At 54.0% G+C, this 24,443-nt stretch carries 31 protein-coding genes; 11 read left to right on the forward strand and 20 right to left on the reverse strand.

Features of this window, described 5'->3' with window-relative positions; translation table 11 throughout:
- Positions 1–356: 356 nt before the first annotated feature.
- Complete coding sequence (locus IPJ68_03375) at positions 357–1,484, reverse strand: transposase (GenBank protein QQR78101.1); 1,128 nt, start codon at positions 1,482–1,484, stop codon at positions 357–359.
- 97 nt (positions 1,485–1,581) lie between these two features.
- Between IPJ68_03375 and IPJ68_03380 the strand changes: the two genes are divergently transcribed.
- Complete coding sequence (locus IPJ68_03380; GenBank protein QQR79249.1) at positions 1,582–1,827, forward strand: hypothetical protein; 246 nt, start codon at positions 1,582–1,584, stop codon at positions 1,825–1,827.
- A 114-nt stretch (positions 1,828–1,941) separates the two neighbouring features.
- Positions 1,942–2,973 carry a dihydroorotase gene (pyrC, locus tag IPJ68_03385; protein ID QQR78102.1) on the forward strand — a complete coding sequence of 344 codons (1,032 nt, stop codon included), beginning with the start codon at positions 1,942–1,944 and terminating at the stop codon, positions 2,971–2,973.
- Positions 2,974–3,035: 62 nt separating this feature from the next.
- Here pyrC and IPJ68_03390 read toward each other — a convergent pair whose 3' ends face one another.
- A complete protein-coding gene (locus tag IPJ68_03390; protein QQR78103.1) occupies positions 3,036–4,049 on the reverse strand; it encodes a tRNA-dihydrouridine synthase in 1,014 nt (337 codons plus the stop codon).
- 102 nt (positions 4,050–4,151) lie between these two features.
- Positions 4,152–4,511, reverse strand: a complete 360-nt coding sequence (locus IPJ68_03395) for a hypothetical protein (protein QQR78104.1) — start codon at positions 4,509–4,511, stop codon at positions 4,152–4,154.
- Positions 4,512–4,725: 214 nt separating this feature from the next.
- Here IPJ68_03395 and IPJ68_03400 point away from each other — a divergent pair, with 214 nt between their 5' ends.
- From IPJ68_03400 to IPJ68_03440, 9 genes are all read left to right on the forward strand, one after another.
- Positions 4,726–5,169 carry an Rrf2 family transcriptional regulator gene (locus tag IPJ68_03400; GenBank protein QQR78105.1) on the forward strand — a complete coding sequence of 148 codons (444 nt, stop codon included), beginning with the start codon at positions 4,726–4,728 and terminating at the stop codon, positions 5,167–5,169.
- 4 nt (positions 5,170–5,173) lie between these two features.
- The gene (gene sufC, locus IPJ68_03405) at positions 5,174–5,911 is read left to right on the forward strand and encodes a Fe-S cluster assembly ATPase SufC (protein ID QQR78106.1); all 738 of its coding nucleotides are present in this window, start codon (positions 5,174–5,176) and stop codon (positions 5,909–5,911) included.
- A gap of 165 nt (positions 5,912–6,076) precedes the next feature.
- A complete protein-coding gene (gene sufB, locus IPJ68_03410) occupies positions 6,077–7,486 on the forward strand; it encodes a Fe-S cluster assembly protein SufB (protein QQR78107.1) in 1,410 nt (469 codons plus the stop codon).
- Positions 7,487–7,490: 4 nt separating this feature from the next.
- Complete coding sequence (locus IPJ68_03415) at positions 7,491–8,105, forward strand: SufD family Fe-S cluster assembly protein (protein QQR78108.1); 615 nt, start codon at positions 7,491–7,493, stop codon at positions 8,103–8,105.
- Between the two features lie 15 nt (positions 8,106–8,120).
- Positions 8,121–9,344, forward strand: coding sequence for an aminotransferase class V-fold PLP-dependent enzyme (locus IPJ68_03420; GenBank protein ID QQR78109.1), 1,224 nt, complete (start codon positions 8,121–8,123; stop codon positions 9,342–9,344).
- A 111-nt stretch (positions 9,345–9,455) separates the two neighbouring features.
- Positions 9,456–9,836: an SUF system NifU family Fe-S cluster assembly protein gene (locus tag IPJ68_03425; protein QQR78110.1), complete on the forward strand. Its 381-nt coding sequence runs from the start codon at positions 9,456–9,458 to the stop codon at positions 9,834–9,836.
- 33 nt (positions 9,837–9,869) lie between these two features.
- Positions 9,870–10,139, forward strand: coding sequence for a ferredoxin (locus IPJ68_03430; protein ID QQR78111.1), 270 nt, complete (start codon positions 9,870–9,872; stop codon positions 10,137–10,139).
- A gap of 73 nt (positions 10,140–10,212) precedes the next feature.
- Entirely contained in the window at positions 10,213–10,494 is a 282-nt protein-coding gene (locus IPJ68_03435; protein ID QQR79250.1) for a GIY-YIG nuclease family protein, read from the forward strand.
- A gap of 37 nt (positions 10,495–10,531) precedes the next feature.
- Positions 10,532–10,855 carry a metal-sulfur cluster assembly factor gene (locus IPJ68_03440; GenBank protein ID QQR78112.1) on the forward strand — a complete coding sequence of 108 codons (324 nt, stop codon included), beginning with the start codon at positions 10,532–10,534 and terminating at the stop codon, positions 10,853–10,855.
- Here IPJ68_03440 and IPJ68_03445 read toward each other — a convergent pair.
- The 17 genes from IPJ68_03445 to IPJ68_03525 form a co-directional block, all read right to left on the reverse strand.
- Positions 10,852–11,187, reverse strand: a complete 336-nt coding sequence (locus IPJ68_03445; GenBank protein QQR78113.1) for a hypothetical protein — start codon at positions 11,185–11,187, stop codon at positions 10,852–10,854. The genes IPJ68_03440 and IPJ68_03445 overlap by 4 nt on opposite strands.
- Positions 11,188–11,198: 11 nt before the next feature.
- Positions 11,199–12,056 (reverse strand): 2-oxoacid ferredoxin oxidoreductase, encoded by an 858-nt coding sequence (locus tag IPJ68_03450; protein ID QQR78114.1) that lies wholly within the window; start codon positions 12,054–12,056, stop codon positions 11,199–11,201.
- Positions 12,053–13,756, reverse strand: coding sequence for a 2-oxoacid:acceptor oxidoreductase subunit alpha (locus IPJ68_03455; protein QQR78115.1), 1,704 nt, complete (start codon positions 13,754–13,756; stop codon positions 12,053–12,055). Before IPJ68_03455 ends, IPJ68_03450 begins: the two co-directional genes overlap by 4 nt.
- Positions 13,757–13,805: 49 nt before the next feature.
- Positions 13,806–14,018, reverse strand: coding sequence for an exodeoxyribonuclease VII small subunit (locus IPJ68_03460; protein ID QQR78116.1), 213 nt, complete (start codon positions 14,016–14,018; stop codon positions 13,806–13,808).
- Between the two features lie 4 nt (positions 14,019–14,022).
- Positions 14,023–15,591 carry an exodeoxyribonuclease VII large subunit gene (xseA, locus tag IPJ68_03465; protein ID QQR78117.1) on the reverse strand — a complete coding sequence of 523 codons (1,569 nt, stop codon included), beginning with the start codon at positions 15,589–15,591 and terminating at the stop codon, positions 14,023–14,025.
- A gap of 106 nt (positions 15,592–15,697) precedes the next feature.
- Positions 15,698–16,099, reverse strand: coding sequence for a VanZ family protein (locus IPJ68_03470; protein QQR78118.1), 402 nt, complete (start codon positions 16,097–16,099; stop codon positions 15,698–15,700).
- A 229-nt stretch (positions 16,100–16,328) separates the two neighbouring features.
- Positions 16,329–16,691 carry a four helix bundle protein gene (locus IPJ68_03475; protein ID QQR78119.1) on the reverse strand — a complete coding sequence of 121 codons (363 nt, stop codon included), beginning with the start codon at positions 16,689–16,691 and terminating at the stop codon, positions 16,329–16,331.
- A 32-nt stretch (positions 16,692–16,723) separates the two neighbouring features.
- Positions 16,724–17,458: an HAD family phosphatase gene (locus IPJ68_03480; GenBank protein ID QQR78120.1), complete on the reverse strand. Its 735-nt coding sequence runs from the start codon at positions 17,456–17,458 to the stop codon at positions 16,724–16,726.
- A gap of 85 nt (positions 17,459–17,543) precedes the next feature.
- Positions 17,544–18,053, reverse strand: coding sequence for a TrmH family RNA methyltransferase (locus IPJ68_03485; GenBank protein ID QQR78121.1), 510 nt, complete (start codon positions 18,051–18,053; stop codon positions 17,544–17,546).
- A 6-nt stretch (positions 18,054–18,059) separates the two neighbouring features.
- A complete protein-coding gene (locus IPJ68_03490) occupies positions 18,060–19,121 on the reverse strand; it encodes a cellulase family glycosylhydrolase (GenBank protein ID QQR78122.1) in 1,062 nt (353 codons plus the stop codon).
- 9 nt (positions 19,122–19,130) lie between these two features.
- Positions 19,131–20,072 carry a hypothetical protein gene (locus IPJ68_03495; protein QQR78123.1) on the reverse strand — a complete coding sequence of 314 codons (942 nt, stop codon included), beginning with the start codon at positions 20,070–20,072 and terminating at the stop codon, positions 19,131–19,133.
- Positions 20,073–20,175: 103 nt separating this feature from the next.
- Positions 20,176–20,931, reverse strand: coding sequence for a hypothetical protein (locus IPJ68_03500; GenBank protein ID QQR78124.1), 756 nt, complete (start codon positions 20,929–20,931; stop codon positions 20,176–20,178).
- Positions 20,932–21,140: 209 nt separating this feature from the next.
- Positions 21,141–22,130 carry a hypothetical protein gene (locus IPJ68_03505; protein ID QQR78125.1) on the reverse strand — a complete coding sequence of 330 codons (990 nt, stop codon included), beginning with the start codon at positions 22,128–22,130 and terminating at the stop codon, positions 21,141–21,143.
- A gap of 4 nt (positions 22,131–22,134) precedes the next feature.
- On the reverse strand, positions 22,135–22,512 hold the full coding sequence (locus tag IPJ68_03510) for a hypothetical protein (GenBank protein ID QQR78126.1): 378 nt from the start codon (positions 22,510–22,512) through the stop codon (positions 22,135–22,137).
- Positions 22,513–22,527: 15 nt separating this feature from the next.
- Complete coding sequence (lgt, locus tag IPJ68_03515) at positions 22,528–23,352, reverse strand: prolipoprotein diacylglyceryl transferase (GenBank protein QQR78127.1); 825 nt, start codon at positions 23,350–23,352, stop codon at positions 22,528–22,530.
- A gap of 3 nt (positions 23,353–23,355) precedes the next feature.
- Positions 23,356–23,697 (reverse strand): AI-2E family transporter, encoded by a 342-nt coding sequence (locus IPJ68_03520; GenBank protein ID QQR78128.1) that lies wholly within the window; start codon positions 23,695–23,697, stop codon positions 23,356–23,358.
- Complete coding sequence (locus tag IPJ68_03525; GenBank protein ID QQR78129.1) at positions 23,694–24,416, reverse strand: AI-2E family transporter; 723 nt, start codon at positions 24,414–24,416, stop codon at positions 23,694–23,696. Before IPJ68_03525 ends, IPJ68_03520 begins: the two co-directional genes overlap by 4 nt.
- Positions 24,417–24,443: the final 27 nt, after the last annotated feature.

The following is a 24,443-nucleotide window of genomic DNA, read 5'->3' on the forward strand; positions in this document are numbered from 1 at the left end:
TTACACCTGGAAGAGTTCAAGGAATTCGTAAAACTCCTGGCCGAGCAGAAGTTCAAGTCACGCATGATCTTGCAAATCAACGTGACCTGCCCAAATGTCGGCGCGACACAACAATCAAAAGCTCGCTTCCTCCAGGAATGCCAAGGCTACCTCGCACTGACAGAACAGTACTTGCCTGGGATCCTAGTCATCTTCAAGGTCAATGTCTACACCGACATCGACACTCTGGTAAAACTCTCCTCACATCCGCAATTCGCTGGGGTATGCGTCTCCAATACGCTTCCCTGGGCAACACTGACACGCTGGCAGCAAATCCGGTACTTCCCGTCGAGTATCTTCACCGGCCGATCCCCACTCTACCAATTCGGTGGTGGTGGGCTTGTTACCGTTACCTTTTCAGTTGATAGTAGGGCGCTTTTTTCAAAAAGTTTTACTGCTTCTACGCCTAGTTTTACTAATGTCTCAGGCCAGCGAGCCTGTTTTTTGATACTCAAAGAGAGTGAAGGGTAACCGTTCAAATATTTAAATTTAGCTTCACAATCTGTAAAAGGCTTGGTTCTCCTCCGTATCATCCACGCATTCAACCAACACTGAGCCGAAGCAAAACTCTGAAAACCCTTGATCGTCTTCAGCCTCCCATTGAGATGGGAATTGTAGAGTTCAATGAGATTGGTGTTGTTGGGACAGCCTGGCAGCAGCAAGTAATTGAAGAGTTCCTCCTGCCGGTACGCTATCTCACTTACGATGTTTTTGAGCAGACGTTTCTCTCTCTTGATGCTCGCGGCAAAAGATCGAATGGCGTTCGTCACATCCTCTCGTTCTCCAAACACGCTCTCCTTGAGAGCGTAAAAGAAGGGCCGGTATCGCTCTTCACTCCGCACCCGTAAAGCCACCCGGATATTCTCCAGGTAGTGGTTGTGGCAGAGCTGCAGCCGAGCCGACGGAAAAACCTTCAGGAGAGCCTTTTTCAGGCCAGAGCGGTCATCGGCGACCACGATCTGAAGATCATAGCCAAGTTGCTTCACTTGATGGAAGAAACGTGAGAAGGACACCTCATCTTCCGCTGTATACAAAGCCCCGAAGGGAATATCGTGGGTCAAGTAATCAATGCCGTAGAGAAAAGGAATCTTTCTCGCAAAGCCTTTGACCGCCACATACTTCCCATCCATGACAAGGATGCCCGAGAAGCGTCTCGGGTCACAGAGGGTTTGCGTCAGAGCGTCATTGGAAGGAAGTTGTGCTAATTCTCTTGTAACTCTCACGAAGGCTTGTTTTCCCGAGAGACCATATTCATCTCCTAATTTACGAAACGGTACCCCATCAATATGCTCGATCCACAGCAGTCTCGGATCATGCCCGAAGTAACGAGAAAAAGAATGTTCACAAGCACGACACAGGTAGTGATGGCTGTAGCCTTGGGAGCCATTCTTCACCGTCTCACGACTGCTGCAGCGGGGACAGTGACGTGACCATTTTTTTGACATGCTGAATGAAATTTAAGGCTTAAAGTCAACTTTACAGCCGGTTTGAGGCTCTAGTCTAACAAGAACAACACTTTCCATCAACTGAAAAGGTAACGGTATCGGTGGGCTTTCCGGTCGACCTCTCCTTCCTCTCGTTGAGGATTGGGTACGGAGAGCACGCCGGGCTGGGTTCGAAGACCACATCAATGCTGGCGGGGGCATCCTCCACCCCAAAGATGTGAATCGTCTCAGAAAGGCTGGAGCTGATTCAGTCTCGATTGGATCAGTTGCAACACTTCGCCCCTGGAGGCTGCGGGCCATCATCGACCGTGCCTATGACCTGTTTGGATCAACTACGTATTGATTCCCCCAACCACATGCAAGGAGTGGCACCATGACATTCAAAGTTCTCGAAAGTGACGCCGATGGCCGCATAATACGGTTCTCGATAAGGCGTCCTATCAATGCCCACGGGCACGTGCGGAGAGGGCGGCAGATGTACGACGTCATTGCTGCTTCGGCAGTATATGAATGCATGACCCTCATGCCCAACAATGGTCCGGTGCTGACGACCGCCGACGCCCAGGAGTACTACGACGACGCTGTCCGAGCGTTGATCCTGCAGGGATTCGCACCCAAACGCGCCAGGCGTTTCCCACGAATGACGCTGTACCTTCATCCCGGACTCACTCCGGCCGAAATCAAGCTGGCCAAAGAAAGCGGTATCGTGACCGGGGTTAAGTTCTATCCCAAGAACCCGATTCACGGCACAACCGGTGCGGAATACAGCGTCCCGAGCCTCACGGACATCCCCCGCGAAGTCTTCGAGTCGCTAAACGAACATCAGTTACACCTTCTGCTCCACGGCGAGTCAGCCAGCCACGATCGCATCCTCGAGCTCGAAGCACACTTCGTGAAGGAGCAACTTGCATGGATCGTGGAGGAGTATCCTGGTCTTCCGATCTCGCTCGAACATGTAACCAGTAAAGCCGGTGTGGACTTTGTGATGCGGGCCCCGCCCAACGTAACAGCCACCATCACGCCACAACACTTGCTGCACACCTTCGACTCCCTGTTCGAAGGCGGTCTACGGGCATTCCGCTACTGCCTACCGCTCTACAAGCACCCGGAAGACCGTGCGGCGCTCATCGAAGCAGCGACTTCGGGCAATCCCAAGTTCTGCTGCGGTGACGATACCGCCCCTCACCCGAAGCACGGCAGCTCGCCGAAGTCAGCCAAACTCGTGGACTGCGGCTGCGCGGGCGCCTTCGTGGCACCCGTAAGCATTCCTCTCTACACGGCTGTTTTCGAACGAGTTGGAGCACTCGATGATCGCTTCGAGGCCTTCATGAGCAGGAATGGTGCCATCGCTCGCAGCTGGCCACTCAGCGACGATGACATCATCATCGAGCGCCGTCCATGGACAGTGCCCGACGACTACCCATACGCTGACAACGTGGTGGTGCCCTTCTGCGCAGGCGAAGAACTTGCTTGGCAAGTCGCTGCCTAACCCCGGTCCCACGCGACCGAACCCACGTCCCCTGAGTGCGCAATGCACCAGGGACGTTTTTTTTACCTTTGAACGGAATGCGGGCTGTCTATCTTTTCACTCATGCGGTCAGAATGCTGTCGGAGGAACGCCGCGATCACGCCTTCCACTTTCTCGACGCTGTGACACTCCATGAGTGCGACCCGCAGTTCTTTGGCGAGCGGAAAATGGTTGATATACGCCTGATAGTGTTTCTTCATGAGCTCGAAACTCTTCGTCTCGCCCCAGACGCTCGCAAAGAGCCGCGTGTGTTCGAGTGCGGACGCTATCCGCTCACCGACGGTCACTTCCTTGGCGCCGTCAAAGAGCCAGGGGTTACCGAAGATCGCCCGACCGAGCATCACCCCATCGCAACCCGTCGCCTTGGCCTTGGCCCGCGCATCGGCGATATCCCGGACATCGCCATTTCCCACGATGAGTGTACCGCTCCCCGCCGCGATCTCCACCGCTCGCCCGACGCGTTCCCATCGCGCTGGCACTTGGGACAGCTCTTTTTTCGTCCGTGCATGGACCGTGATGAGCGCCGGCTTCGCTTCGAGCAATACCGGGAGCCATGCTTCGAGTGTATCCGCATTGAACCCGAGCCGAGTCTTGACCGAGATCGGCAACTCCGTCCCGCCAGCGATGCAGCCTTCCCGCGCGGCGATGATGAGCTGTTGGGCCAACTTTGGGTCCTGCATACACATGGCTCCGGCACCCTGCTTCATCACGTTTTTGTCCGGACAACCCATATTGATGTCGAGCCCGTCAAACCCGAGCTGGGCGATGAGCTTGGCTGCCTCAAACATCTTTTCTGGGTGCGCGGTAAAGAGTTGCGCGACGATCGGCCGCTCCGCTTCCGTGTAGTCCAGGTCACGGAGGAGCGCCGCCCGACCCTTGGGGTGACACAATCCGTCGGCGGAAACGAATTCCGTCCACAACACATCGGGCCGGCTGTGCCGGATGATATGCTGCCGAAAGACCGCGTCCGTCACATTGGCCAAAGGTGCCAAGACGAAGAACGGGCGTGGCAATGTCTGCCAAAAGTTTTTTTCCATAGCGTCGCCAGCTTAGCATCCTCCTCAATGCGGCTGCAAACTCGGACAAAATGAAAGGGACGCACATTCACGTCCCCCAATGCTTGGGATGATTCCCCTTCCTCACCTGATCTGACCGATCTTTTGCTGTATCAGTGCAAGCGCCACCGGAGCCGAATGGCACTGATGAATTTGGTCCCAGTCCATGAAGCGGCCACCGTGGCTATACCCTCCAGCGCGCTTCTTGAGTCGCGAGATATACCCGCTCGTCCAGATCCTGTCATCCACCACCGGCAGACCGATGATGATTTTATCCGACGGCCAGTCCAGCAAGTCTGACAGGAGGGTACTGAGCCATGGCGGCCGAACATTTGCCGTTAAAGCCCTGAGTTGACCCTTGGTCAACAGATCAACTCCATGCACGACGATTTGCATCATTCTTCTCCTGAGAAACAATCGAAGAAAACCGATGGCCGCTGCCATCGATCACCAGTCCAGACCCAGAAACAGACGCTACGAAAAAACTGCCTCCACTATCGCACCAATCCAGTTTCTGTCAATACCCGATGCTGCGAGTACCCTTGACAAGAGGTCGCCCGCTCCCTATAGTGGACCTAATTAGTCCGCATTATGAATCCCGTTAGAAACGGGTTCGTTTTCACGAAATACCCTCTATAACTCGTGTTTTTCTAACGGGATGAAAGTATCAAAAAAGGCTTACTACGGCCTCCGAGCCGCGATCGCCTTGGTGCAGGCTGGTAGTCCGCTCTCTATTCACGCCCTCGCAGAGTCCGAGCATCTCCCCGAAGACTATCTCGAGAAAATCCTCCAAGCGCTCCGGAAGGCCGGCATCGTCGAGGCAACCAAAGGTGTCGCCGGCGGCTACCGGCTCGCTCACTCCGCTCGGGCGACAAATGTCTGGGACATTCTCCGCGTCCTCGATGGCCCAATTGAGACGTTCACTCCGCCGATCAAAGGCTCCCTCCCCGCCAGCAACGCTGGGCGCGTAACTCCTGCGGGCTGGCCCTGCCCTCCAGCAAGCCACTGTCAGACAAATCAAGTCTGGCGCACGCTCGAAGAAAAGATCGAGGAAACGCTCTCGGGTATTTCACTCGAACATTTGTCTCATACCACTCGCTAACCCTATGCTCACCATCCAAAATCTCTCCGTCTCCGTCGAGGGCAAGAAGATCCTCCATGATTTCTCATTCGATTTCAAGGCGAGCAAAACCTATGCGCTCATGGGTCCGAACGGCTCCGGCAAATCGACCCTAGCCAGCACCATCATGGGGCACCCGAAGTATCTTCTTTCCCGGAATGCCAAGTTGCTTGTCGGCAAGCCTGCCCGCCCGACTGGCGGGAAGAGCCTGAAAAACCTCTCGCCCGATGAACGTGCCCGGCTCGGTGTCTTCCTATCGTTCCAAACACCGATGGAACTCGCCGGCGTGACCGTCTTCGAGTTGTTGCGACTCGCACTCGAGAAGCGGATCGAACCGGTGGAGCTCCACCAGCTCGTCGCCGAGTATGCCAAGGAACTCCATATCAAGGATGAGCTTTTGAAGCGTTCACTCAATGCTGGATTCTCGGGCGGCGAGAAGAAAAAGCTCGAAGCTCTCCAAGCGGTCCTCCTCGCTCCCCGCTTCGCCATTTTCGATGAGCTCGATACCGGTGTCGACGTCGATGCTCTGAAAACAATCACGAAATTTCTGAAACAACATCTCCCGAAAGAAACGACGCGCGTCTTCATCACACACTCGACCCGGCTCCTGAAGACGATCGCTCCCGATGAAGTCCTGGTACTGCGTGATGGCCGACTCATAAAGACCGGCCGTGGCGCACTCGCGAAACAGATCGAAGAAAAGGGTTTCGAAAATCTCTCCTAAACCAATTTATAACGGCCATTTTTGCGAGTTCCGCTGAAGTCCGCTTCACAGGAACGAGGAGAAATGGCCGGACTTATCCTCATAAGCAGATCGTGCGTTTTCTTTTTGAAGACCGCTGAGATATTCCTCACAGGTTTGAAGAAAGAAAGTCAACGATCGAACGAAATGTCCAAGAAAGCCCACCAAAAAAATATCGATCTCGGAGATTACCAGTTCGGTTTCTCTATGCCTGAACGCTCCGTCCACAAGACGAGCGTCGGCCTCGATGCCGCGACGGTCAGCGAGATCTCGGGTGTGAAGGGCGAAGGAAAATGGATGCGCGACTTCCGGCTCAAGAGCTATCAGACTTTCCTGGCTAAGCCGATGCCTGACTGGGGTGCTGATCTCTCGGGTATCGATTTCGCTGCCATCACCTATTATCTGAAGGCCACCACCGAACAGTCGCAGACTTGGGAGGACCTGCCCAAAGAAATCCGTGATACCTATGACAAAATCGGCGTGCCCGAAGCAGAGAAGAATTTCCTCGCCGGTGTCTCCGCCCAGTACGAGTCCGAAGTCGTCTATGAAAGTGTCCACAAGGAACTGACTAAGCTCGGCGTCATTTTCTGTGACATGGATACAGCCGTGAAAAAATATCCGAAAATTGTGAAGGAGTATTTGGGTAAACTCATCCCACCCAACGATAACAAATTTGCCGCCCTCAATTCGGCGGTCTGGTCGGGTGGCTCCTTTGTCTATGTCCCAAAAGGTGTCAAAGTTGATCTGCCGCTCCAGGCCTATTTCCGCATCAATGCTGAATCGTTTGGCCAATTCGAGCGCACCCTCATCATCGCCGAGGAAGGCAGCTCGGTGCACTATATCGAAGGCTGCACCGCGCCGATCTACCGGTCGAGCTCGCTGCACTCGGCCGTCGTCGAAATCTTTGTGAAGAAAAATGCTCGGGTTCGCTACACGACCGTTCAGAACTGGTCAAAGAACATTTATAACCTCGTGACCAAACGGGCTCGGGCCGAAGAAAATGCCGTCATGGAGTGGATCGACTGCAATATTGGCTCTGGCGTCACGATGAAATACCCGGCCGTGTACCTCGCTGGCCGCGGGGCCCGGGGTGAGGTCCTCTCGATCGCCTATGCCGGAGCGGGTCAGCACCAGGATGCCGGTGCCAAGATGGTCCACCTCGCGCCCGACACCACTTCACGGGTCGTCTCGAAATCAATCTCGAAGGACGGCGGGCGCACTTCGTACCGTGGTCTGGTCCACATCGCCCAAGGCGCGACCAATGCGAAGGCGTCTGTCGTCTGCGATGCCCTCCTCCTCGATGAGCACTCGCGCTCGGATACGTACCCCACGATACGAGTCAACGAAGAGACTGCCGTGGTCGAGCACGAGGCGACTATCGAACGTATCGGTGAGGAAAAGCTCTTCTATCTCATGTCGCGCGGCATCTCAAAGTCAGACGCCGAGGGACTGCTCGTCAACGGTTTCATCGATCCTGTGGTCAAAGAAATCCCGCTGGAATACTCGATTGAACTCAACCGTCTCATGAATCTTGAAATGAAAGGCTCAATCGGCTAACCGTATGCAGTACCGCGATATCTCAACCGATACTCAGACTGTCTATCGCCTCGCCGCAAACGAGAAAATGGTTTTTTTCATGTTGAATCGTACGGGCGACATTACCATCGAGCTCGCTGGGTCAGGCGCGACCGCTCATGTCTTCGCTCTTTATTCAGGAAAGGGTACTCTGAAACAATCGCTCACACTCACTCAAAAGCACCTCGCTCCGGATACTATCTCATCAGTGCTCATCAAATCCGCACTCGATGACCAATCTTCCTTTACATACGATGGGGCAATTGAAATCGCTCCCGATGCTCATCGCTCCGATGCCAGTCTAGAGAGTCGCGCTCTCCTCCTCTCTGCCGACGCCCGGGCCACCGCACGACCGACACTCGAGATCCTCGCTCACGATGTCAGCTGCCACCATGCGGCGGCGACTAGCCCGATCAATGCTGAAGCCCTTTACTTTGCCCAATCCCGTGGGCTCTCGGCTGCCAAAGCGAGAGACCTCCTCGTGCAAGGGTTTTTCCAAGAAGCTATAGAAAAAATGCAGACACTATGTGTCAATTTTCAATTTCCCATTCACAATGTCCAGACAATGTTCAATGAATCAATTTCAGAATTACAGCATTGAAATTCTCCCAACACTATGTCCAATCTACTAGCTATCAAGAAAGACTTTCCGATCTACGAATCCCAGCCGGATCTCGTCTATCTCGATAGTGCCGCCACCGCACTCAAACCGAAAGTCGTCATTGACGCGATGAATGGTTACTATTTCGAGTACTCGGCCAATGTTGCCCGCGGACTCTATCCGCTGGCCGAAGGGGCGACTACGGCACTGGATGCCGCACGGAAAACCGTCGCTCGCTTCGTCGGGGCCGAAAGCGCTGCATCAGTTGTCTTCACGGCCAATGCGACCCACGCGATCAACCTGGTCGCCCTCGGCCTCGAGGCAACCGTGACGCCACAAAATAATATCGTCGTCACCGAACTCGAACATCATTCGAATTACCTCCCCTGGAAAGAACTCGCGCGACGGACCGGCGCTGAATTCCGAGTCACCCGTTTCAAGGCAGACGGCCAAATCGACCTTGATCACCTCGTTTCCCTCATCGATGAACAGACGGCTGTCGTGGCTCTCTCGGCTGTTTCCAATGTCTTCGGCATCATCAATCCAGTCGAGACAATCATCCAAAGTATCCGGAGGAAGAATCCCCACACCCGCACCCTCATCGATGCCTGCCAAGCGGCCGGACATATCCCGATCGATATCCAGGCCTGGGATACAGACTTCGTCGTTTTCTCGGGTCACAAACTCTTCGGACCGACCGGTATCGGTGTCCTCGCGGGGAAAAAGCAATCACTCGAGATACTCACCCCGATGAATGTCGGCGGCGGCACCGTGCTCGATGCCTGCAGTCCAATCACCGAATACAAGCCCGTCCCAGAAAATCTCGAGGGCGGCACACCGAACATCGCTGGTGCGATCGGTCTCGCGGCAGCGATCGAGTATGTCGAATTACTCGATGTGAAAGCTATCCACGAGCATGAAAAGAGTCTCACCCGATACACCATCGAGAAACTCTTGGAAACCTTCGGTGGTACCATCCATATCTTGGGCATTCTGGATGCTGAGAAGCGGGCCGGGATCATTTCCTTCACCTTCGATGGCCTCCACCCGCATGACTTGGCCCACCTCCTCGGCGAGGAAAGTATCTGTGTCCGAGCCGGTGAACACTGTGCCTCTCCGCTCCACCGGGCACTGCATCTCTCGGCTACGACCCGAATAAGCTTTTCGATTTATAATGATACCAACGATGTTGATAAGCTTATCGAAACATTGAAAAAAATATCCCTCATATTCAAGTGATAATTTTCAATTTCCAGTTCTCAATTTTCAATCAATTTCCAATGAATCAATTTCAAAATTGAAAACTTGAAAATTCAATGAAAATTAGAAATTGAAAACTGAAAATTTCTTATGAGCCTCTATCACGATCTCATCCTCGACCACTACCGCAACCCCCGCCACTATGGATCCCTCGATCGAGCGACCCACCGTGCGGATGCCCAGAACCCCACCTGTGGCGACTCGCTCCATATGGACTTAAATGTCAGGCATGGTACTATTTCTGAGGTGAGATTTACCGGTTCCGGCTGCGCGATTTCCCAGGCTTCGGCCTCCCTTTTGACCGAACACGTGAAAGGGAAGCGAGTGGATGAGGCCTTGGCCCTGGAGCCGAAGACGGTGCTCGATTTCCTTGGCGTCACGCTTTCGCCCGCGCGACTGAAATGCGGACTCCTCTCGCTCGAGACACTCCAGCGAGCTCTGAGCCAAGCATCAGATAGCTCGGAAATCTAAAATTCATAATTCGTAATTCTTTATTCTCAACATATGGCATGGAAAGATGAAAGTAAGCCTGCGGGTCCCGTCACCCTTCAGAATGGTTGGACGGTCGAAGTTGATACCGCCGTCTGTATCGGCGCTGCCCCCTGTACCGCTATGGCTCCGAATTCATTTGCGCTCGATGACAGTGGTAAAGCCGCCATCCTCTCTACCGCTGACACCGATGATCAGGAGACTATACTGAACGCCGCGCGTGGCTGTCCCGTCGGTGCCATCCGCATCAAGGACGCTACCGGCAAGCAAATTTTCCCGGAATAAGCTCCTTGTTTCCTGTCATTCCGATCCGCAAACCGGTGGAGAGGAAACTACGTGAATAAGTCGAATGGTCGTCATGAGAAGCTACTGTGTCTACATTCTCGCCAGTCATTCTCGGACTTTATATGTTGGCGTTACGAGCAACCTCCCGAGAAGAATCTGGGAGTACAAAAATAAAGCTGTCGAGGGCTTCACGAAAAAATATAATGTCGATCAACTCGTCTACTTCGAGCAGACGGGTGATGTCTACAGCACTCTCGCTAGAGAAAAGCAGTTAAAATCTTGGCGAAGAGAAAAGAAAATTCTGTTGATTGAGAAGGAAAATCCCCAATGGTTAGATATGTCAGGCGCGTTGTAAACAGATCCCTCGACTACGCTCGGGATGACAAGACTCTATGTCCAAAGCTGTCACAAGAAAGCCCATCGAGGTCCTGGTCCGCGAAAAGCTCCACCTCGTCCTCGACCCCGAACTCGGTATCTCGATTGTCGAACTCGGCTTGATTTATACTATCTCGGTCGACACCGACGGAAAGTGCACGATCACCATGACCCTGACTACCATGGGATGTCCGCTCTTCGGTCAGATCCAGAAAGAGATCGAGGATCGGGTCATGGAGCTCGAGGGTATCGAAGATGTCGAAACCTCGCTCACCTTTGATCCGCCCTGGACGATCGAGAAGATGACTCCTGAAGCCAAGATCCAGCTCGGTTTGGATTAAAGACAGGACGGCTCGCAGATACAATTTTCTCCCACTGGACATTTTTCTCGGCAGGCAAATAGCTCCTGTCTGTATTTATATTCTTGGTAGCCAAAGAGAACGAGACTTGTCACAAAACTCCCGATTGCTACCAGAAGAATGATGGAAAGTACTCTTTTGACCTTCTCATTTTTCCCATAGATTTTGTAGCTGAATATCATCAGCACGAGAAGAAACAGGACACCTCCTAAAGGAAGTGCGATAGCTGCATGCACCCGAGAACAAGCAAAGGCAATCTGCGGTAGAAAAATTCCTATCGCAGCAATGCTAAGAAATTTTTGAGATCCCTTCATAAAGGTAGGTCTTATCGATACGTTTCGAGCAGCGTCGTGAGTTTCACTGGATCTAACTTCTTCGTATAGAGCGGGTCATCCCCTTCGCGCACGACGGTCTCATAGCTCGGGCGGCCGGTTTCTTGATAAAGGACACCGAGCGCCATCTTTTCGGTATCGAGGGCGAGGCTGAGCGCTTTGACCTTGTCGCTTTTGTCATGGCTCACATCCAGATAGTAGGTGTGATCCTTGAACCACTGAAAGGTGTTCTGCTTGTTGAAAACGACACACGGTTGGAAGATATCGACAAGCGCATAGCCTTGGTGCTCGATCGCGGCTTTCACGATTTCCTTAGCTTGTGGAATATCGCCTGAGAAAGCACGGGCGACAAACGTCGCTCCCGCTGAGATCGCAATCGCCATAGGATTGAAGGGCTCGAGCATGACGCCATCTGTCTGCAGTGGTGTCTGCATCCCTTTCTCGGATGTCGGCGAGGCTTGGCCCTTGGTCAGGCCATAGACCATGTTGTTGTGGACGATGTTCGTGATATCGGGATTGCGCCGGATCGTATGCAGAAAGTGATTGCCCCCCTCGCCATACATGTCCCCATCGCCGGACTCAGCGATCACGGTCAGTCCTGGATTCGCCGTCTTGATCGCGATCGCCGGCGGGAGAGCGCGGCCATGCAGCCCATTGAAGTAATGCACCCGGAGATAATGTGGCGTCTTGGCCGCCTGGCCGATGCCAGAGCAGATGACGACGTCCGTCGGCGGGATATCCATCTCAGCGAGCACACCCTTCATGATATTCAGGATCGGGAAATTGCCACAGCCCGGACACCAGGCTATGTCGGTCCCATGCGGCATATCGTAGAGTTTCTTGTCGATCATAAGTCTTTCAGTTTTTTCACAACTTCTTCGACGGAAAATGGGTTGCCATCATATTTCAGAATTCGCTCCGTGACAGTGATGCTATATTCACGCTCGAGGAGATCGGCGAATTGCCCGGCGGCATTGTTCTCGATCACGACGATCTGTTTCATTTTGGCCAAAAGCCTCTTACCAGACGCAGGGAGCGGATAGACCTGAGGGAAGTGCACCTGAGCGAACGATTCATCACCGATCCGGTCGAGTGCTTCCTCGACAACGCCGCGATTTGATCCCCAGGTAACCACCGCCGTCTTGGCTTTCTTCAATCGAGCCACCGAGGCCACAGGTGGAAGCGCTTCCTTGGCGACAGCCACCCCTTTTTGGAGCCGCTTGCTGTGTTGTTCCTGACGGACGAGATGACTTTCCGTGATATGTCCCGCCGTATCGTGTTCATCGCTATCCACTCCGACGAGTCCTTTGCCGTAGCCTGGGATACCGCGTGGTGATACACCATCCTTGGTGACGGCATAGCGTTCATACTCTGCGTCTGTTTCGACGATATATGCCTGATTTGGAGCCGCTTTCAGATCACCGTCGTTGACCGTCGTGACCGAGTCGAGGAAAAACTGATCTGTCAAGACGAAGGCAGGTACTTGGTACTTGTCTGCAATATAAAACGCCTGTGACATCGCATGGTATGCTTCCTCGGGCGTGCCCGGCGCAAAAATAGCACGCGGAAATTCACCATGCCCGGCATAGAGGACCAGATTCAGGTCTGCTTGCTCGGTCCGGGTGGGGAGCCCCGTCGCCGGACCGGGTCGCTGGCCGACATGGATGACGATCGGCGTCTCGATCATCCCAGCCAAACTTACTCCCTCACACATGAGGTCGAACCCACCACCCGAGGTCGTGACCACCGCGCGCGCGCCGGCATACCAAGCACCCAAGCCCTGGTTGATCGCGGCAATTTCGTCTTCGGCCTGATCGACGACGATACCGAAGTCCTTCTTGTGTGTGGCGAGGAAGGTCAGTAATCCCGTCCCCGGCGACATCGGATACGAACTGATATAATTGCAGCCTGCTGCGAGTGTCCCCAGGCCCACGCTCTCCATCCCATCGAGGAGGAGTCCGGTATCGGCTGCTTTGGCTCGCGGCACAGATAGCTCTACACCCTCCAAAAAAGCGATGTGCGTCCCATGGACATACCCTTTTTGCGCCGCCTCAATATTTTTTGCGACGACTTCCTCACCCTTCCGAGCGAAATGTCCACGCAGATATTCATGAAACACACTCTCGTCAGCTCGGAGCATACCGAGAACGACCCCGACGGCGACGGTACTCGTATAGATCGGGTGTCCGAGTTCATTGGCAAACCGCGTGAAAGGGACGTCGACGACCTGACACTCCGTCTCGCAGACCTTTTCCTTCTCACCGATGATGACCGTCTTCTCTGTGATCCGATGTGCGAGATGCGGCACGACATTCTTGTCGAGCGCAAAGAGGAGGTCGATGCGATCAACATAGGCCCGCCGTTTCTTCGACGTCAGTCGGATTTCGGTCGAATTACTCCCGCCGCGGATCCGCGACATATACTCTTTGGACGCGAAGACATAATAGCCCTCCTTCTTGAGCACCTGAACGAGGAGTGTCTCGACAGTCTGAATCCCCTGTCCCGCCGCTCCACCAAGCACGATAGAAATATCACTTGAGAACCGATGCATGATAAAGATATTTTCTTTGTTTTGTATACCCAGTATAGCAGAGTGACTACTACGAAGCCGTACCGTCGAGCTCTTTTTTTACGATCTCAAACTCATTCTCTACTTCGCGGAGTCGCTCCTTGCTTGATTTGATGAGTACGACTCCTTCCTTCACTTTCTCAAGCGCTTTTTCCACATCAATTTCTTCCTGATTTTCGAACCAGTCTGTGATACCTTCGAGTTTCTTGAGCGCCTCGCCGAGTGATTCTTTCTTGGTTGTCATAGCCTTACGTTATCCCTATTACTTCTGATTCTATACTGCCTTGGCCCAGTTGTATATCGATCCGATCACCGACTGCTACCCTGGCAGCGTCCCGAATGATGCGCCCCTCTCTCCGCACCAGACTATAGCCGAGTTGGAGCGCCCGCGCTGGATCATACTGACGGAGCCGCGCCTCAAGGGCCTTCACCTGATCACGTGTATTGAGTACCGCTGCATCCGTCTTTGCCTGCCAGAGCGCTGCATCGGTCCCGAGCCGAAGAGTGACTCGGTGACAATACGCCGGAAAAAGCGCGACGGCTTCGCGAAAGGCCGCCTGTGCCATACCGACCCGCTCCACGATATCACCGAGTGCGCGACGGATCGACTCCTCTCCGACGCGAACTCGTTCACATACCAACATGCGAAATTCCTGCATCACTCGAGACAGAGCCGATGAATATAGACCCAGTCTGGCTCGTGCCTCGTCCCAAGAGATCGAGAGATAACGAGCGGCCGCCGTTGGTGTCGAGACCATATGATCAGCCACGAGCGCCGCAAGTGAAACATCACGTTCATGACCGATACCAGCCAGTACCGGAATCCGAGAAGAAACAATCTCTTGGACGAGAGCTTCGGTATTGAACGCCTGCAGACTCTCGAGACTACCACCGCCTCGGATGAGTACGAGGACATCGTAGCGGTCCGGTGTTTGATTGAAATAACGGATCGCTTCGATGATATCAAATACTGCTTTTTTCCCTTCGACGAGTGTCGGATAGAAATCAACATGGATGCCGGCACGCGCCAGATTCATCGTGAAGTCGCCGATGGCGGCACCCTGTTCCGAGGTGATGAGTGCGATCTTCTCCGCAAATTCGGGTATCGGCCGTTTCCGCTCGAGAGAAAACGCACCCACCAGCTCCAGCTTCTTGTGAAGCGCATCATAAGCCTTCTTCAGCTCGCCCTCGCCCGCATACTCGATGACACCCACCTGAAGCGAGAGTTCGCCGCGCGGCTTGTACATCTTCGGAAAACCCTCGACGATGACTTCGTCCCCGACTTTCACATCGACGCCGCAGACCTGATACCGAGCATACGGCATACCGCATTTCAGGACACTGCCATCCTGACTGTCTTTCAGCGAGAAGAAAACAAAAGAGTTATTCCAGATGTTGAATTCAGAAACCTCGCCGCACAAACGCGCGGCCATGCCCGAGAGCTCAAGATTCAGGCTATCGAGGAATTGCGACACCGTGAGTGGCGCTTCGACGGCCGATGGCAACGCTTCCGGTCCGACTGACTCGGCAACCTGCTCTCTTGATTCCACTCCTCGGACCTCACCCGTTTCGGCATCGCCCCCCGCATCACCCGATGACGCCTGCGCCTGTAGCATCTGCAGCAGCGCTTTCCCATAGCGCCGACTCTTCGCTTCCTTAATTCCTTTCACTTCGAGGAGCTCAGCGAGAGTCGACGGCCTCCGGGCGATGAGCGCTTCGAGCGTCGCATTGTTCATGACACGATATGTCTCGACCCCCTCGATCCGGGCCTGCTCGTCGCGCCACTGTTTCAGTTGTTGGAGGAGCTCATAGTTCATAGGACAAGTAAGAGGCCAGTGTCGTTTAATTACATACTCCGTGTTCACAACAAACAAGAAACGAGCCACCATGGGTCGTTCTACCATTGTGAACGCCTCCAGTATATCATCGCCCCCTCCGTTGGCGGAGAATGAGGAGTGTAACCAGGACAAGCAAGATACCGACACTGTCGATCATGACATCGGTCAGCCGCGCGCCCCGACCAAAGACGAATGCCTGGTGGAGCTCGTCGAGTGCACCGTAAGCGAGCGCGAACACGGCCGCGAGCGCTGCGATCCGGGCCAATGCCTCGCGCGAGTACACCGAACGGAAAAATCGGTACGCGAGGAGGGTGAGGATGGCGTACTCGACGACATGAGCCGATTTGCGCTCGACAATATACCACGCTGTAGGTTCAATCGCTCGCCCGCTTCCCGGCATCTGGGAAAACGCGAAAATCACCGCACACCAGAGGAGTAGCGGCCACAGTCGGAGATGGATGTCTCTGGCGGAGACAGGCTCGTTCATACTCACCTTTGCGCTCATTTTTTCTCCCTGAGCTGAGTGCTAAATTCCTTCAAGAGTGCTTGAAGAGCGTAAAATGGCAGCCAGAGCCAGAGCGTCTTCCGGAGGAAATTATCGAGTGAGCTGTTGAGGTTGAAGGCCATAAGAGGGTAAACTCGAAATACGAAATCTTAAATTCTAAACCGGGAACCATCTAAATACGAAATGAAGATCCGAAACTCTAAACAAATACTTATCCTCCGGGCTGAACTTTCTTAATAATAGCACCGAGGATTTTCATGAGTTCTGTACATTCCAGAATCAGTGCTTCTTTTTCGGTCTCCAGCTCTTTCTCGGGTTGGCTCAGGTTTAACCAGAATATACTCTCCTTCGCTTCTTTCTTGGAAATTTTCACTCTCATCAGGAAGTCTCTGCGACTCAGTCCATCATTCGCCTCGATATAGTTGGCTCCGACTGAACCAGCCGAGCGTACCAACTGCTTCCCATTTTCGATATTCGAGATAGTGCGCGGCAGTCCGTTTACATAGGCATTGACTCGGTGCGCGAAGGCCAGTGTTCGCTCTTCCAAATCATATTTTTTCTCTGTGCTGTCCATAGGGATATCTAGCAATTGTAGCGCGTATCCGTTTAGAATTTCTGGTTTCGAGCTTCGGATTTTGAGCCTATCTCATAGATCACATCTTTCTTTTCGATGACGATGCGCCAGCCCTCGGCATCGGCCAGCGCTTTCAGGTTCTGGTTTGGGTTGAAGGCGATCGGGTGGGTCGCCATGCGGAGGATGCTCGCATCGGACTCAGTGTCACCCATCGCGTATGAATCCTCGAGCGAGAGCCCATGTTCATACACATACTGCTGAAGCACTTCGCCTTTATTCCGCGAGGGCTCGAATTCGGCGGCTCCTGTGTATATCCCCTTCTCATCTTTGGAGTAGATACTCCCGAACACGCGGTCGAAATGGAGATAGTGTTTATTGTACTCCTCGACGATCTCGATCGGCGAACCCGAGATAGCGAGCAAGTGATACCCTTTGGCGCGCAACTCCTTGATCAGCGCTTCGGAAAAGATGTACGTGCGCTTGGCATGGAACGGCACGACGATATGTGCCGCTTCATGGACCGAAGTCTCGCTGACTCCCGCGATGTGTTCAGCGTAGATACGGACAATCGCCTTACGGTACTCCTCATACGTACCGGAGTGCTCGAGCCAATGACTGTAGACCTCGCTCAGCTCGCGGCGCACCGAATTCGGGAACACCTTCAGCCACGCCAATTCATTGATAAGCTCAAAGTGGAGATTCTTCCGAAATATCGTGCCATCGATATCGAAGATGGCGATCTTCTTCGGTTTGTTTTCTTTTTTCATTATTCCAGAAGTTATTAGTGACTAGAGCAGAAAGAGTGACTAGAGTAAGCGCGTTTCTTAAACACTAGTAACTAGCTACTATCCCCTAGTTACGAGAGACTCTCGTTTCCATTGTAGCCGAGAGGTAGTACAAGGCAATACTACCTGCTACTGACACATTGAGCGAATGTTTCATCCCGCGCATCGGCAGATGCATGAGCGTATCAACGGTTGCGAGCGAATCCTCCGCGATGCCAGCGACTTCGTTGCCGACGATCAAGGCCGGCTCACGCCCCCGTTTCGGCCGCCACAGACGGTAGTCGATGCTCGCGATACCTGTCCCTTCTTCGAGGGCGATGATCTCATACTGCCTCGCTTTAAGGCGGGTGATGAGGCGGGCGAGCGACTTCATGCTCGACCAAGGCACCACACGCTCCGCACCGAGCGCGGTTTTCCGCAGTGCCTTTTCGGCGGGCGAGAGGACGGCTTGGTCGGGCTTCGGCGGGGGCGGCGTGATCCCCACGAGATACACATGTGTCACCCCCGCGCCATCGGCCGACCGGAACAGGGCGCCGACATTGTACGCGCTCCGGAGATTGTCGAGGATGAGGATCATGAGTGTTTACGGATACCGTCGGAAGAGTTCTTTGCCTTTTTCCCAAACCGCCGGCGAATCTTTTTTGGTTTTCAGCCAATACCACCACTCCCCGCCCCAGAGATAGATGTCCTCGAACCCGACGCGCCTCGCATAGGTGACATTGTCCTCAAGCAGTTGCTCATTCATCGTGATGAATTGTTCTTCGAGCGGCACATTGGCGACCCACCCGGAAGCCCAGGGCTCAGCCTGGAGTTCGATAATTGAAAAGTGCCGCTGGTGCGTGAGGAGTCGGACGAGCTGTTCCTTCGCGCGGAAGAAATTCGGCCCGATTGGATACGTCACATAGCCGAGACGGCCCTTGTAAATCTTGCGATACATGGTCGTGCCGAACTGGTCGCCGCGTGCCGCCGCCCGATACCAGACCGAGAGTTCACCGCTATCCGTCAGGAGCACGGGCCGTGCTGGATCAAGTGACTTCACCAGTGCCACTTCCTCCTCGAGGAAAGCGACATCGAGCGGTGGGCATTCTCCGAAGAAAACGAGGAATGGCTCATTCTCCACCTGCCAGGTCGTAATGATCGAACGATCGCGATACCGCTCCACGGTTTCACGCATAAACGCCTTCAGAGCTGCCTGCCGATCAGCGTCCCCACGCGACTTCGCCCACCCAGGGATATGACACTCGGGCCAGCGCGGCACCCGCTGACCGATCGAGAGGATAACCGTAGCGCCGGATTCTTCGGCCACATCCAGCTGCCAGTCGACATCAGTATAGTCGCGTTTCCCCGGTTCGCGTTCGACGAGATCCCAGTACACTGGGAGACGGAGCCGCTTCACGCCGGCATCATCAAGCAACGCCCGATACGTCTCTCGCCAATCCAGACCTAGATCCGTCGCATAGCGCGAGGAAAACGTCATACCGAGATGCACGTCTTCGCGCGGCGCCGGCCCAGGCAGATTGAAGTAGCCGAAGATGAGTCCGACAAGAAGTAAACATCCGAGCAAAGTATAACCAATTGTTTTGATGACACCCCACCAATGCGAATGCGTCGACTCAGACTGCGGATTCAGGAGTGTTTGATTCATAGGGCTTGTCTAGAGGAAAAGAAAATCGACGCCCTGAGTCACCGCCAACCACATCCCGAGACCGATGAGAATAACGGCCACCCCTTTCTGGAACCAATCCCAGAAGTAGAGCTTTTCTCCAAATATCTTCGGGTAGCGGAATGCCAGAGGAATCGCGAGGATGAGCACGAACGCATACTGAACGCCGTTCAAGGCCTGGATGAAGGTCACTGGGCCGAGGAAGGTCGCATAGGTCAGGAAGAAAGAAGCCGCTGCACCAAAAATCTTGTTCAAGATGAAAAGGATGCCAGTCGTCACATCACGCCGGTTCGACGACGAAAGACCGCGGGTATTGGCGAGGATAGCCCGACGATACTCGGGGATGATGAACAGACTGAAGCCGCCGATGATGAATCCCATCCGCGACCAGAGAAGACCGTTCACAAAATCCACATTATTGCGGTACCCGGTCTTCAGAAACAGAAGCGAGAGTGCCATGAGCGCGCCGGCCAAGAGTGTCGACTTCATGAGCGCGTCATTTTTCTTGAGCGGCAAGTCGAAGGCGATAAAGAACGCGCCTGTCAGGAGAAGGAGAAGCGAGAGGAGGTGGCCTGGTGAAAACGATAGCGTCGCGGCTGGACCAAATGCGAGTGAAGCAACACCGGCAATGATGGAAATCGTGATGCCGACGAGCGGTGCGACCCGTGAGATCTCGCTTCGCTTGACCGCATTATAGAAAGCGACCAATCCGTAGAGGAACAACACTCCCGAGATGACGAACACGACCATGGTCTGCCAAGGGATCGGCTGATAACCGAAAGGGACAAGCACAATCGCAAAGAGCGAGAGGACGGAAACGAAAAAAGCATACACGACCGGCTCCTTGATCCGACCGGCGAGGAGAAACTTGTCGAAGAGCGCCGTAACGGCATTGAAGAAATAGCCCGCAAGCGCAAAAGTGAGCCAGTGCATGAGGATTTGTTTTCTCAAGTATACCACCCCTGCCAGACCACTGGCGGGGGTAATACCCCACTTCTCAGCCTAGCAGTGCGATAACCGAGTCTGTCGTCCAGTACTATTTCCGTGCAATGGCGCGGAAGTAGAGGTCAACGTCCGAGATCCACTTCCGGACGCTTTCGGGTGAATGACCCGCACAAGATGATCCACATTTCCAAATAACCAGATTTGCCGGTTCGCTCGTCTGACGAAGGGCCGTGAGTTCTTGGAGCCGACCGCCGATAGCGTGCACCGCCTCGGCTGATTCGCCGAAACAGCCATGTCCCATCGCGATGCCACGCGCACCCGCACCCTTGTAGCCCCAGTAATTGAAACAGTCATCGCCCGATGCTGTCCGTGGCACCCGTTTCCCCCAATTACTCTCTTTCTTGGCGATCCCAACGATGAGACCGGCGATATCCCGATCGTACTCGGCAATCACCGGGACCATCGCTTCAATCGGGTATCCCGACACGATTGCCCGGAGTTCAGCTTCAAAGGAAGCCTTCTCACCGCTCGGGGGCATGTCCCGCTCTGCCTGATCAGAAGCGACTGTCACAGCCCGTCGGAAAGCCGCCTCACAGGGATTGGTCTCAACCTTATCTGCTTTCGGGGCCTTGGCAAAGAAGTGATAGTCCCGCTGCCAATCGCACAGGCTCGCACGAGACAAAGGGTCATCAGACTGCGCCTCCGAACCCGAATCGCTCGCTCCATCTGCTGTCTGGCCGAGGGAAAGGAAGAGTACTCCGACGAGACTGAGTGTCTGGCATGATCGCAGGATCCGGCCGCGCTTGTGTCGTCGCCTACCCATCGAAACCAGCTGGGGAATTCGCATAGAATATCGTTAGAAATTATGCCCTTTTCCGGAATATCCCGCTTGGGACGCAAGCCTGAGAATAGCATTTTTACACGCCTCGGTCAAAGCTTTTGTCCCAGAAATGAGCTCATTTATGGCTTTTATAAAGGATAAAACCGCCTCAAAGGGCGGCCGATATCACACAATACGAAAATGCCGTGTCAAGGGTTTTGTGAGCCCCCACTATACTACTCAAGCGGACCGCCCTCAGCTTGGTTCAATTCCTTGAAATACATGTCCACGTCGGCGATCCACTTCCGGACACTCTCCCGGCTATGGCCGTCACAGCTATAGCCACATTTCCAGATAATCATCTTGGCCGGAGTATCGATCTTGGATGAATAGATAAGAGACTCGATCCGAAGCGCAACCGTGTCGACGGCATCCTTACGACTATTGAAGCAGGTGTGTCCACCCGTTCCCATGAGCCGCCGCACCCCCCGATACCCCCAATAATTGAAGCAGTCCTGACCGTCCAAGACTGGCACCCGCTTCCCCCAATTACTCTCTTTCTTGCCGATGCCAATGAGGAAGGCCGCAACAATTCGATCCTTCTCGAGGATATAGGGTAACATGTCTTCAATCGGATACCCCTTCACCAATTCATGAATCTGATCACTGTACTCTTCCTTTTCTGCCTCGCTGAAAAATTGGAGGAAGAGATCATCATTCGGATCATACTTCTTCTTCTCTTCGGAGACTTCGTTCGCTATTTTGTCTGATTCGTCCGTCGCGACTGCCACCACCGCCGGAGCTGGTGAGCCTGCATTCGCCTCATCCGCTCCGATATCCTTGATGACTGACATCGACACCATGCCAAAGCTCACGCCCGCAAAGAGTGAAGCATAGAGTGCTTTCTTGGGCGACAAATTTCCCGGTGCTGGCAGCCAGCGACCCAAGCGCCGACTGAAACGACGTGACACGACAAAGACCCGCCGAAACAGCATCAGTTTCTTCCACTTGCGTTGGAACCCGAAAAAACTCTCGCGCGCGCCAGTGTGTTCCTTCAAAAGTACCGCGTCAAGCTGTCGCCGGGCGCGAATCATCGCCGGTGAGACGAGTGGGCGAGGCGCCAAACCCGGCCGCGGTGAGCGGTATTCATGACCATGAGCGACGCCATCGAACAGCATCTTGGCGTGCGATATTGATTTTGCTTTGGGCGGAAAAATTTCACGCATGGATTCAGATACCAGCTTTTTGTTTGAAGAATCCGATCACATCCGGCGTCCCGACCAGACATTTCCCTTCTGAGAAGACGAAGGGAACAGCAATCTTCGTCGTGTCCAAGGCACAGATTCCCGCCGCCTCACGCATCAATCGGGCATTGGACTGATCGCTCCACACTTCACGCTTCACAAAGCTGAACTTGCTCGCAATATCATTCTCATCGAGGAATTTCTGAACATCCCGACAGTGTGGACAGGTCTCTCCATAGAAATAGGTCGTCACTGTCTGATCCAAGGATGGTTTCGACTGGTCTTCATACACTCCCCACCAGATGAGAGCACCGATGAGTACAACCAAACCAAGCGCGAGCGCGATGCTGTGTTTCTTCTCCATAGGTATTTGTTACCCCTAGTATACCACGCGTTTCCGAGTAACGAGGAGGACGATGCTTCCGAGGAGTGCCATCGCGACCGAGAGCGCCTGACCAGTAGTCAAGACTCCATATACCAGGTTCCCCTCGAGCGGCAAGGCCCGGTAGTATTCGGCGCCGTACCGGATACCAGCATACAGGAAGAGGAAAAGGGCGGTGATTCGTCCTGGACGGCTCGCTTGTCGGCTCAAGACAGCCAGCAGGAGGAAAAGAAGCACCCCCTCGAACGCGGCTTCATAGAGTGTCACCGGATGGAGCAAGAGCGACCCTGATCCAGGAAAATGCATCCCCCAAGGTAGGGCCGACGGGCGGCCGAGGATTTCCTGATTGAGAAAGTTCCCAATCCGACCAAAGAAGATCGCGATTGGCACCGCCTGAACGAGCACATCCGAAAACCGGAGGAACTCACGCCTTGCTTCACGAGTAAACATAAAGAGTCCGATGGCTCCCCCGATGAGTCCACCGTGGAAACTCATCCCCCGGATACCGACCCATGCATCCTGTCCGAAATCATAAGGCAGGATAATCCGCCACGGTTCCTGGATGAAGTCCGATCCACCATAAAAGGCAACGTATCCGAGACGGGCACCAATGAGTACACCCCAGAGGACACTGACAATGACTTCGACGGTCGCATCCGCATCGACGAGCAAGCCCCGCCGACGAGCCAGCTTCACAAAATACAGCGCGGAAAACAAGACCCCCGCAATATACATGACCGCATACCAGGTCACCGGCAACCCGCCGATACGCACGACAACTGGGTCGATCGAAAGTGGCAGTGACTGCCACAGGGCGGCCATAGACTAATCGTTATTATATTCTGCGAGCTGCCCCTTGAATTCGATCGCATAGATCTCACCGAGCGCCATAAACAGTGAGACAATGATAGGACCAATGATGAAGCCCGGCAGTCCGAAGAGTGAGATACCGCCCAAGGTGGCAAAAAATATCATCAACGGATGCATCTGCGTGTCCTTGCCGACGAGTTTCGGACGGAGAATATTATCAATCAGCGAGATAACACCAAAGCCGACGATGAGGAGGAACACCCCTTGCCAGACCTGCCCCATGAGGAGGAGAATGATACCCGCCGGGAGCCAAACCAGGGCCGAACCGACCAACGGGATGATGGAGAGCAGGATCATGAGAAGTCCCCAGATAGCCGGCGATGGGACACCGACGATCCAAAAGGCGAGCCCCCGAGGAGGCCTTGGATCGCACCGACCACCAGCGTCCCCTTGAGCGTCGCGCGACTGATCGAGATGAATTTCGAAGCGAGCAATGTCTCATGCTCGGTCTTCAAGGGCGACAGTTGAATAAGACGGTGGAAGGCACGATCGCCATCGATCAGGAAGTAGAACAGCGTGAAGAACATGACGAAAACCCAGAACACAAAATGGGTCACGCTCTGATACGCTGTCTGAAGCAATCCCAAGGCGTTCTGGCTGAATTGCTGGATATCTTCCATGACGCTTTCTGTGGTGAAGGCAGAATCCTTGAAGACGATCTGGCCGAACGATGTTTCTTGAACCGTCTGCACTCCGATTTCAACAACGCTCGAGAACGAACGTTCCTCGGCGATGGCGTGGTACAGGTGATTCGCCTCTGCCACCGCGAGCGAGAGCACCGAGAGCACCGGGGTCACGATGATCACGCCAACCAAGAGACAAGTCAGAAATGAGGCGCTCCCCGGCTGTCCCGGGATCATCCGGAGAAGCGTCTGATAGGCGGGACGGAAGAGAACGGAAAGAATTGCCGCCGCGACAATCGCTGTCAGAAACGGCTGGAAAATGAAAAACACCGTCACGCCCACGAGAAGCATGATGAGGAAGAAAAAGTAGACATTGAGATGACGGACCTGCATAGAGTTCGACGCGTAACTACCATCCCC

Source organism: Candidatus Moraniibacteriota bacterium (genome assembly GCA_016699425.1).
Taxonomy (GTDB): domain Bacteria; phylum Patescibacteriota; class Minisyncoccia; order Moranbacterales; family UBA1568; genus SSEF01.

Bases quoted from the DNA above. Each gene is read 5' to 3' on its own strand.
- sufB (QQR78107.1), top strand. From the start codon at position 6,077: ATGTCCAAGAAAGCCCACCAAAAAAATATCGATCTCGGAGATTACCAG.
- IPJ68_03525 (QQR78129.1), bottom strand. From the start codon at position 24,416: ATGCAGGTCCGTCATCTCAATGTCTACTTTTTCTTCCTCATCATGCTT.
- IPJ68_03390 (QQR78103.1), bottom strand. From the start codon at position 4,049: ATGGAAAAAAACTTTTGGCAGACATTGCCACGCCCGTTCTTCGTCTTG.
- IPJ68_03510 (QQR78126.1), bottom strand. From the start codon at position 22,512: ATGGAGAAGAAACACAGCATCGCGCTCGCGCTTGGTTTGGTTGTACTC.
- IPJ68_03475 (QQR78119.1), bottom strand. From the start codon at position 16,691: ATGGACAGCACAGAGAAAAAATATGATTTGGAAGAGCGAACACTGGCC.
- IPJ68_03430 (QQR78111.1), top strand. From the start codon at position 9,870: ATGGCATGGAAAGATGAAAGTAAGCCTGCGGGTCCCGTCACCCTTCAG.
- IPJ68_03520 (QQR78128.1), bottom strand. From the start codon at position 23,697: ATGATCCTGCTCTCCATCATCCCGTTGGTCGGTTCGGCCCTGGTTTGG.
- IPJ68_03460 (QQR78116.1), bottom strand. From the start codon at position 14,018: ATGACAACCAAGAAAGAATCACTCGGCGAGGCGCTCAAGAAACTCGAA.
- IPJ68_03395 (QQR78104.1), bottom strand. From the start codon at position 4,511: ATGGCAGCGGCCATCGGTTTTCTTCGATTGTTTCTCAGGAGAAGAATG.
- IPJ68_03500 (QQR78124.1), bottom strand. From the start codon at position 20,931: ATGCGAATTCCCCAGCTGGTTTCGATGGGTAGGCGACGACACAAGCGC.
- IPJ68_03375 (QQR78101.1), bottom strand. From the start codon at position 1,484: ATGTCAAAAAAATGGTCACGTCACTGTCCCCGCTGCAGCAGTCGTGAG.
- IPJ68_03420 (QQR78109.1), top strand. From the start codon at position 8,121: ATGTCCAATCTACTAGCTATCAAGAAAGACTTTCCGATCTACGAATCC.
- IPJ68_03440 (QQR78112.1), top strand. From the start codon at position 10,532: ATGTCCAAAGCTGTCACAAGAAAGCCCATCGAGGTCCTGGTCCGCGAA.
- IPJ68_03425 (QQR78110.1), top strand. From the start codon at position 9,456: ATGAGCCTCTATCACGATCTCATCCTCGACCACTACCGCAACCCCCGC.
- sufC (QQR78106.1), top strand. From the start codon at position 5,174: ATGCTCACCATCCAAAATCTCTCCGTCTCCGTCGAGGGCAAGAAGATC.
- IPJ68_03485 (QQR78121.1), bottom strand. From the start codon at position 18,053: ATGATCCTCATCCTCGACAATCTCCGGAGCGCGTACAATGTCGGCGCC.
- xseA (QQR78117.1), bottom strand. From the start codon at position 15,591: ATGAACTATGAGCTCCTCCAACAACTGAAACAGTGGCGCGACGAGCAG.
- IPJ68_03495 (QQR78123.1), bottom strand. From the start codon at position 20,072: ATGCACTGGCTCACTTTTGCGCTTGCGGGCTATTTCTTCAATGCCGTT.
- IPJ68_03445 (QQR78113.1), bottom strand. From the start codon at position 11,187: ATGAAGGGATCTCAAAAATTTCTTAGCATTGCTGCGATAGGAATTTTT.
- IPJ68_03505 (QQR78125.1), bottom strand. From the start codon at position 22,130: ATGCGTGAAATTTTTCCGCCCAAAGCAAAATCAATATCGCACGCCAAG.
- IPJ68_03450 (QQR78114.1), bottom strand. From the start codon at position 12,056: ATGATCGACAAGAAACTCTACGATATGCCGCATGGGACCGACATAGCC.
- lgt (QQR78127.1), bottom strand. From the start codon at position 23,352: ATGGCCGCCCTGTGGCAGTCACTGCCACTTTCGATCGACCCAGTTGTC.
- IPJ68_03435 (QQR79250.1), top strand. From the start codon at position 10,213: ATGAGAAGCTACTGTGTCTACATTCTCGCCAGTCATTCTCGGACTTTA.
- IPJ68_03400 (QQR78105.1), top strand. From the start codon at position 4,726: ATGAAAGTATCAAAAAAGGCTTACTACGGCCTCCGAGCCGCGATCGCC.
- IPJ68_03455 (QQR78115.1), bottom strand. From the start codon at position 13,756: ATGCATCGGTTCTCAAGTGATATTTCTATCGTGCTTGGTGGAGCGGCG.
- IPJ68_03490 (QQR78122.1), bottom strand. From the start codon at position 19,121: ATGAATCAAACACTCCTGAATCCGCAGTCTGAGTCGACGCATTCGCAT.
- IPJ68_03480 (QQR78120.1), bottom strand. From the start codon at position 17,458: ATGAAAAAAGAAAACAAACCGAAGAAGATCGCCATCTTCGATATCGAT.
- IPJ68_03415 (QQR78108.1), top strand. From the start codon at position 7,491: ATGCAGTACCGCGATATCTCAACCGATACTCAGACTGTCTATCGCCTC.
- IPJ68_03470 (QQR78118.1), bottom strand. From the start codon at position 16,099: ATGAACGAGCCTGTCTCCGCCAGAGACATCCATCTCCGACTGTGGCCG.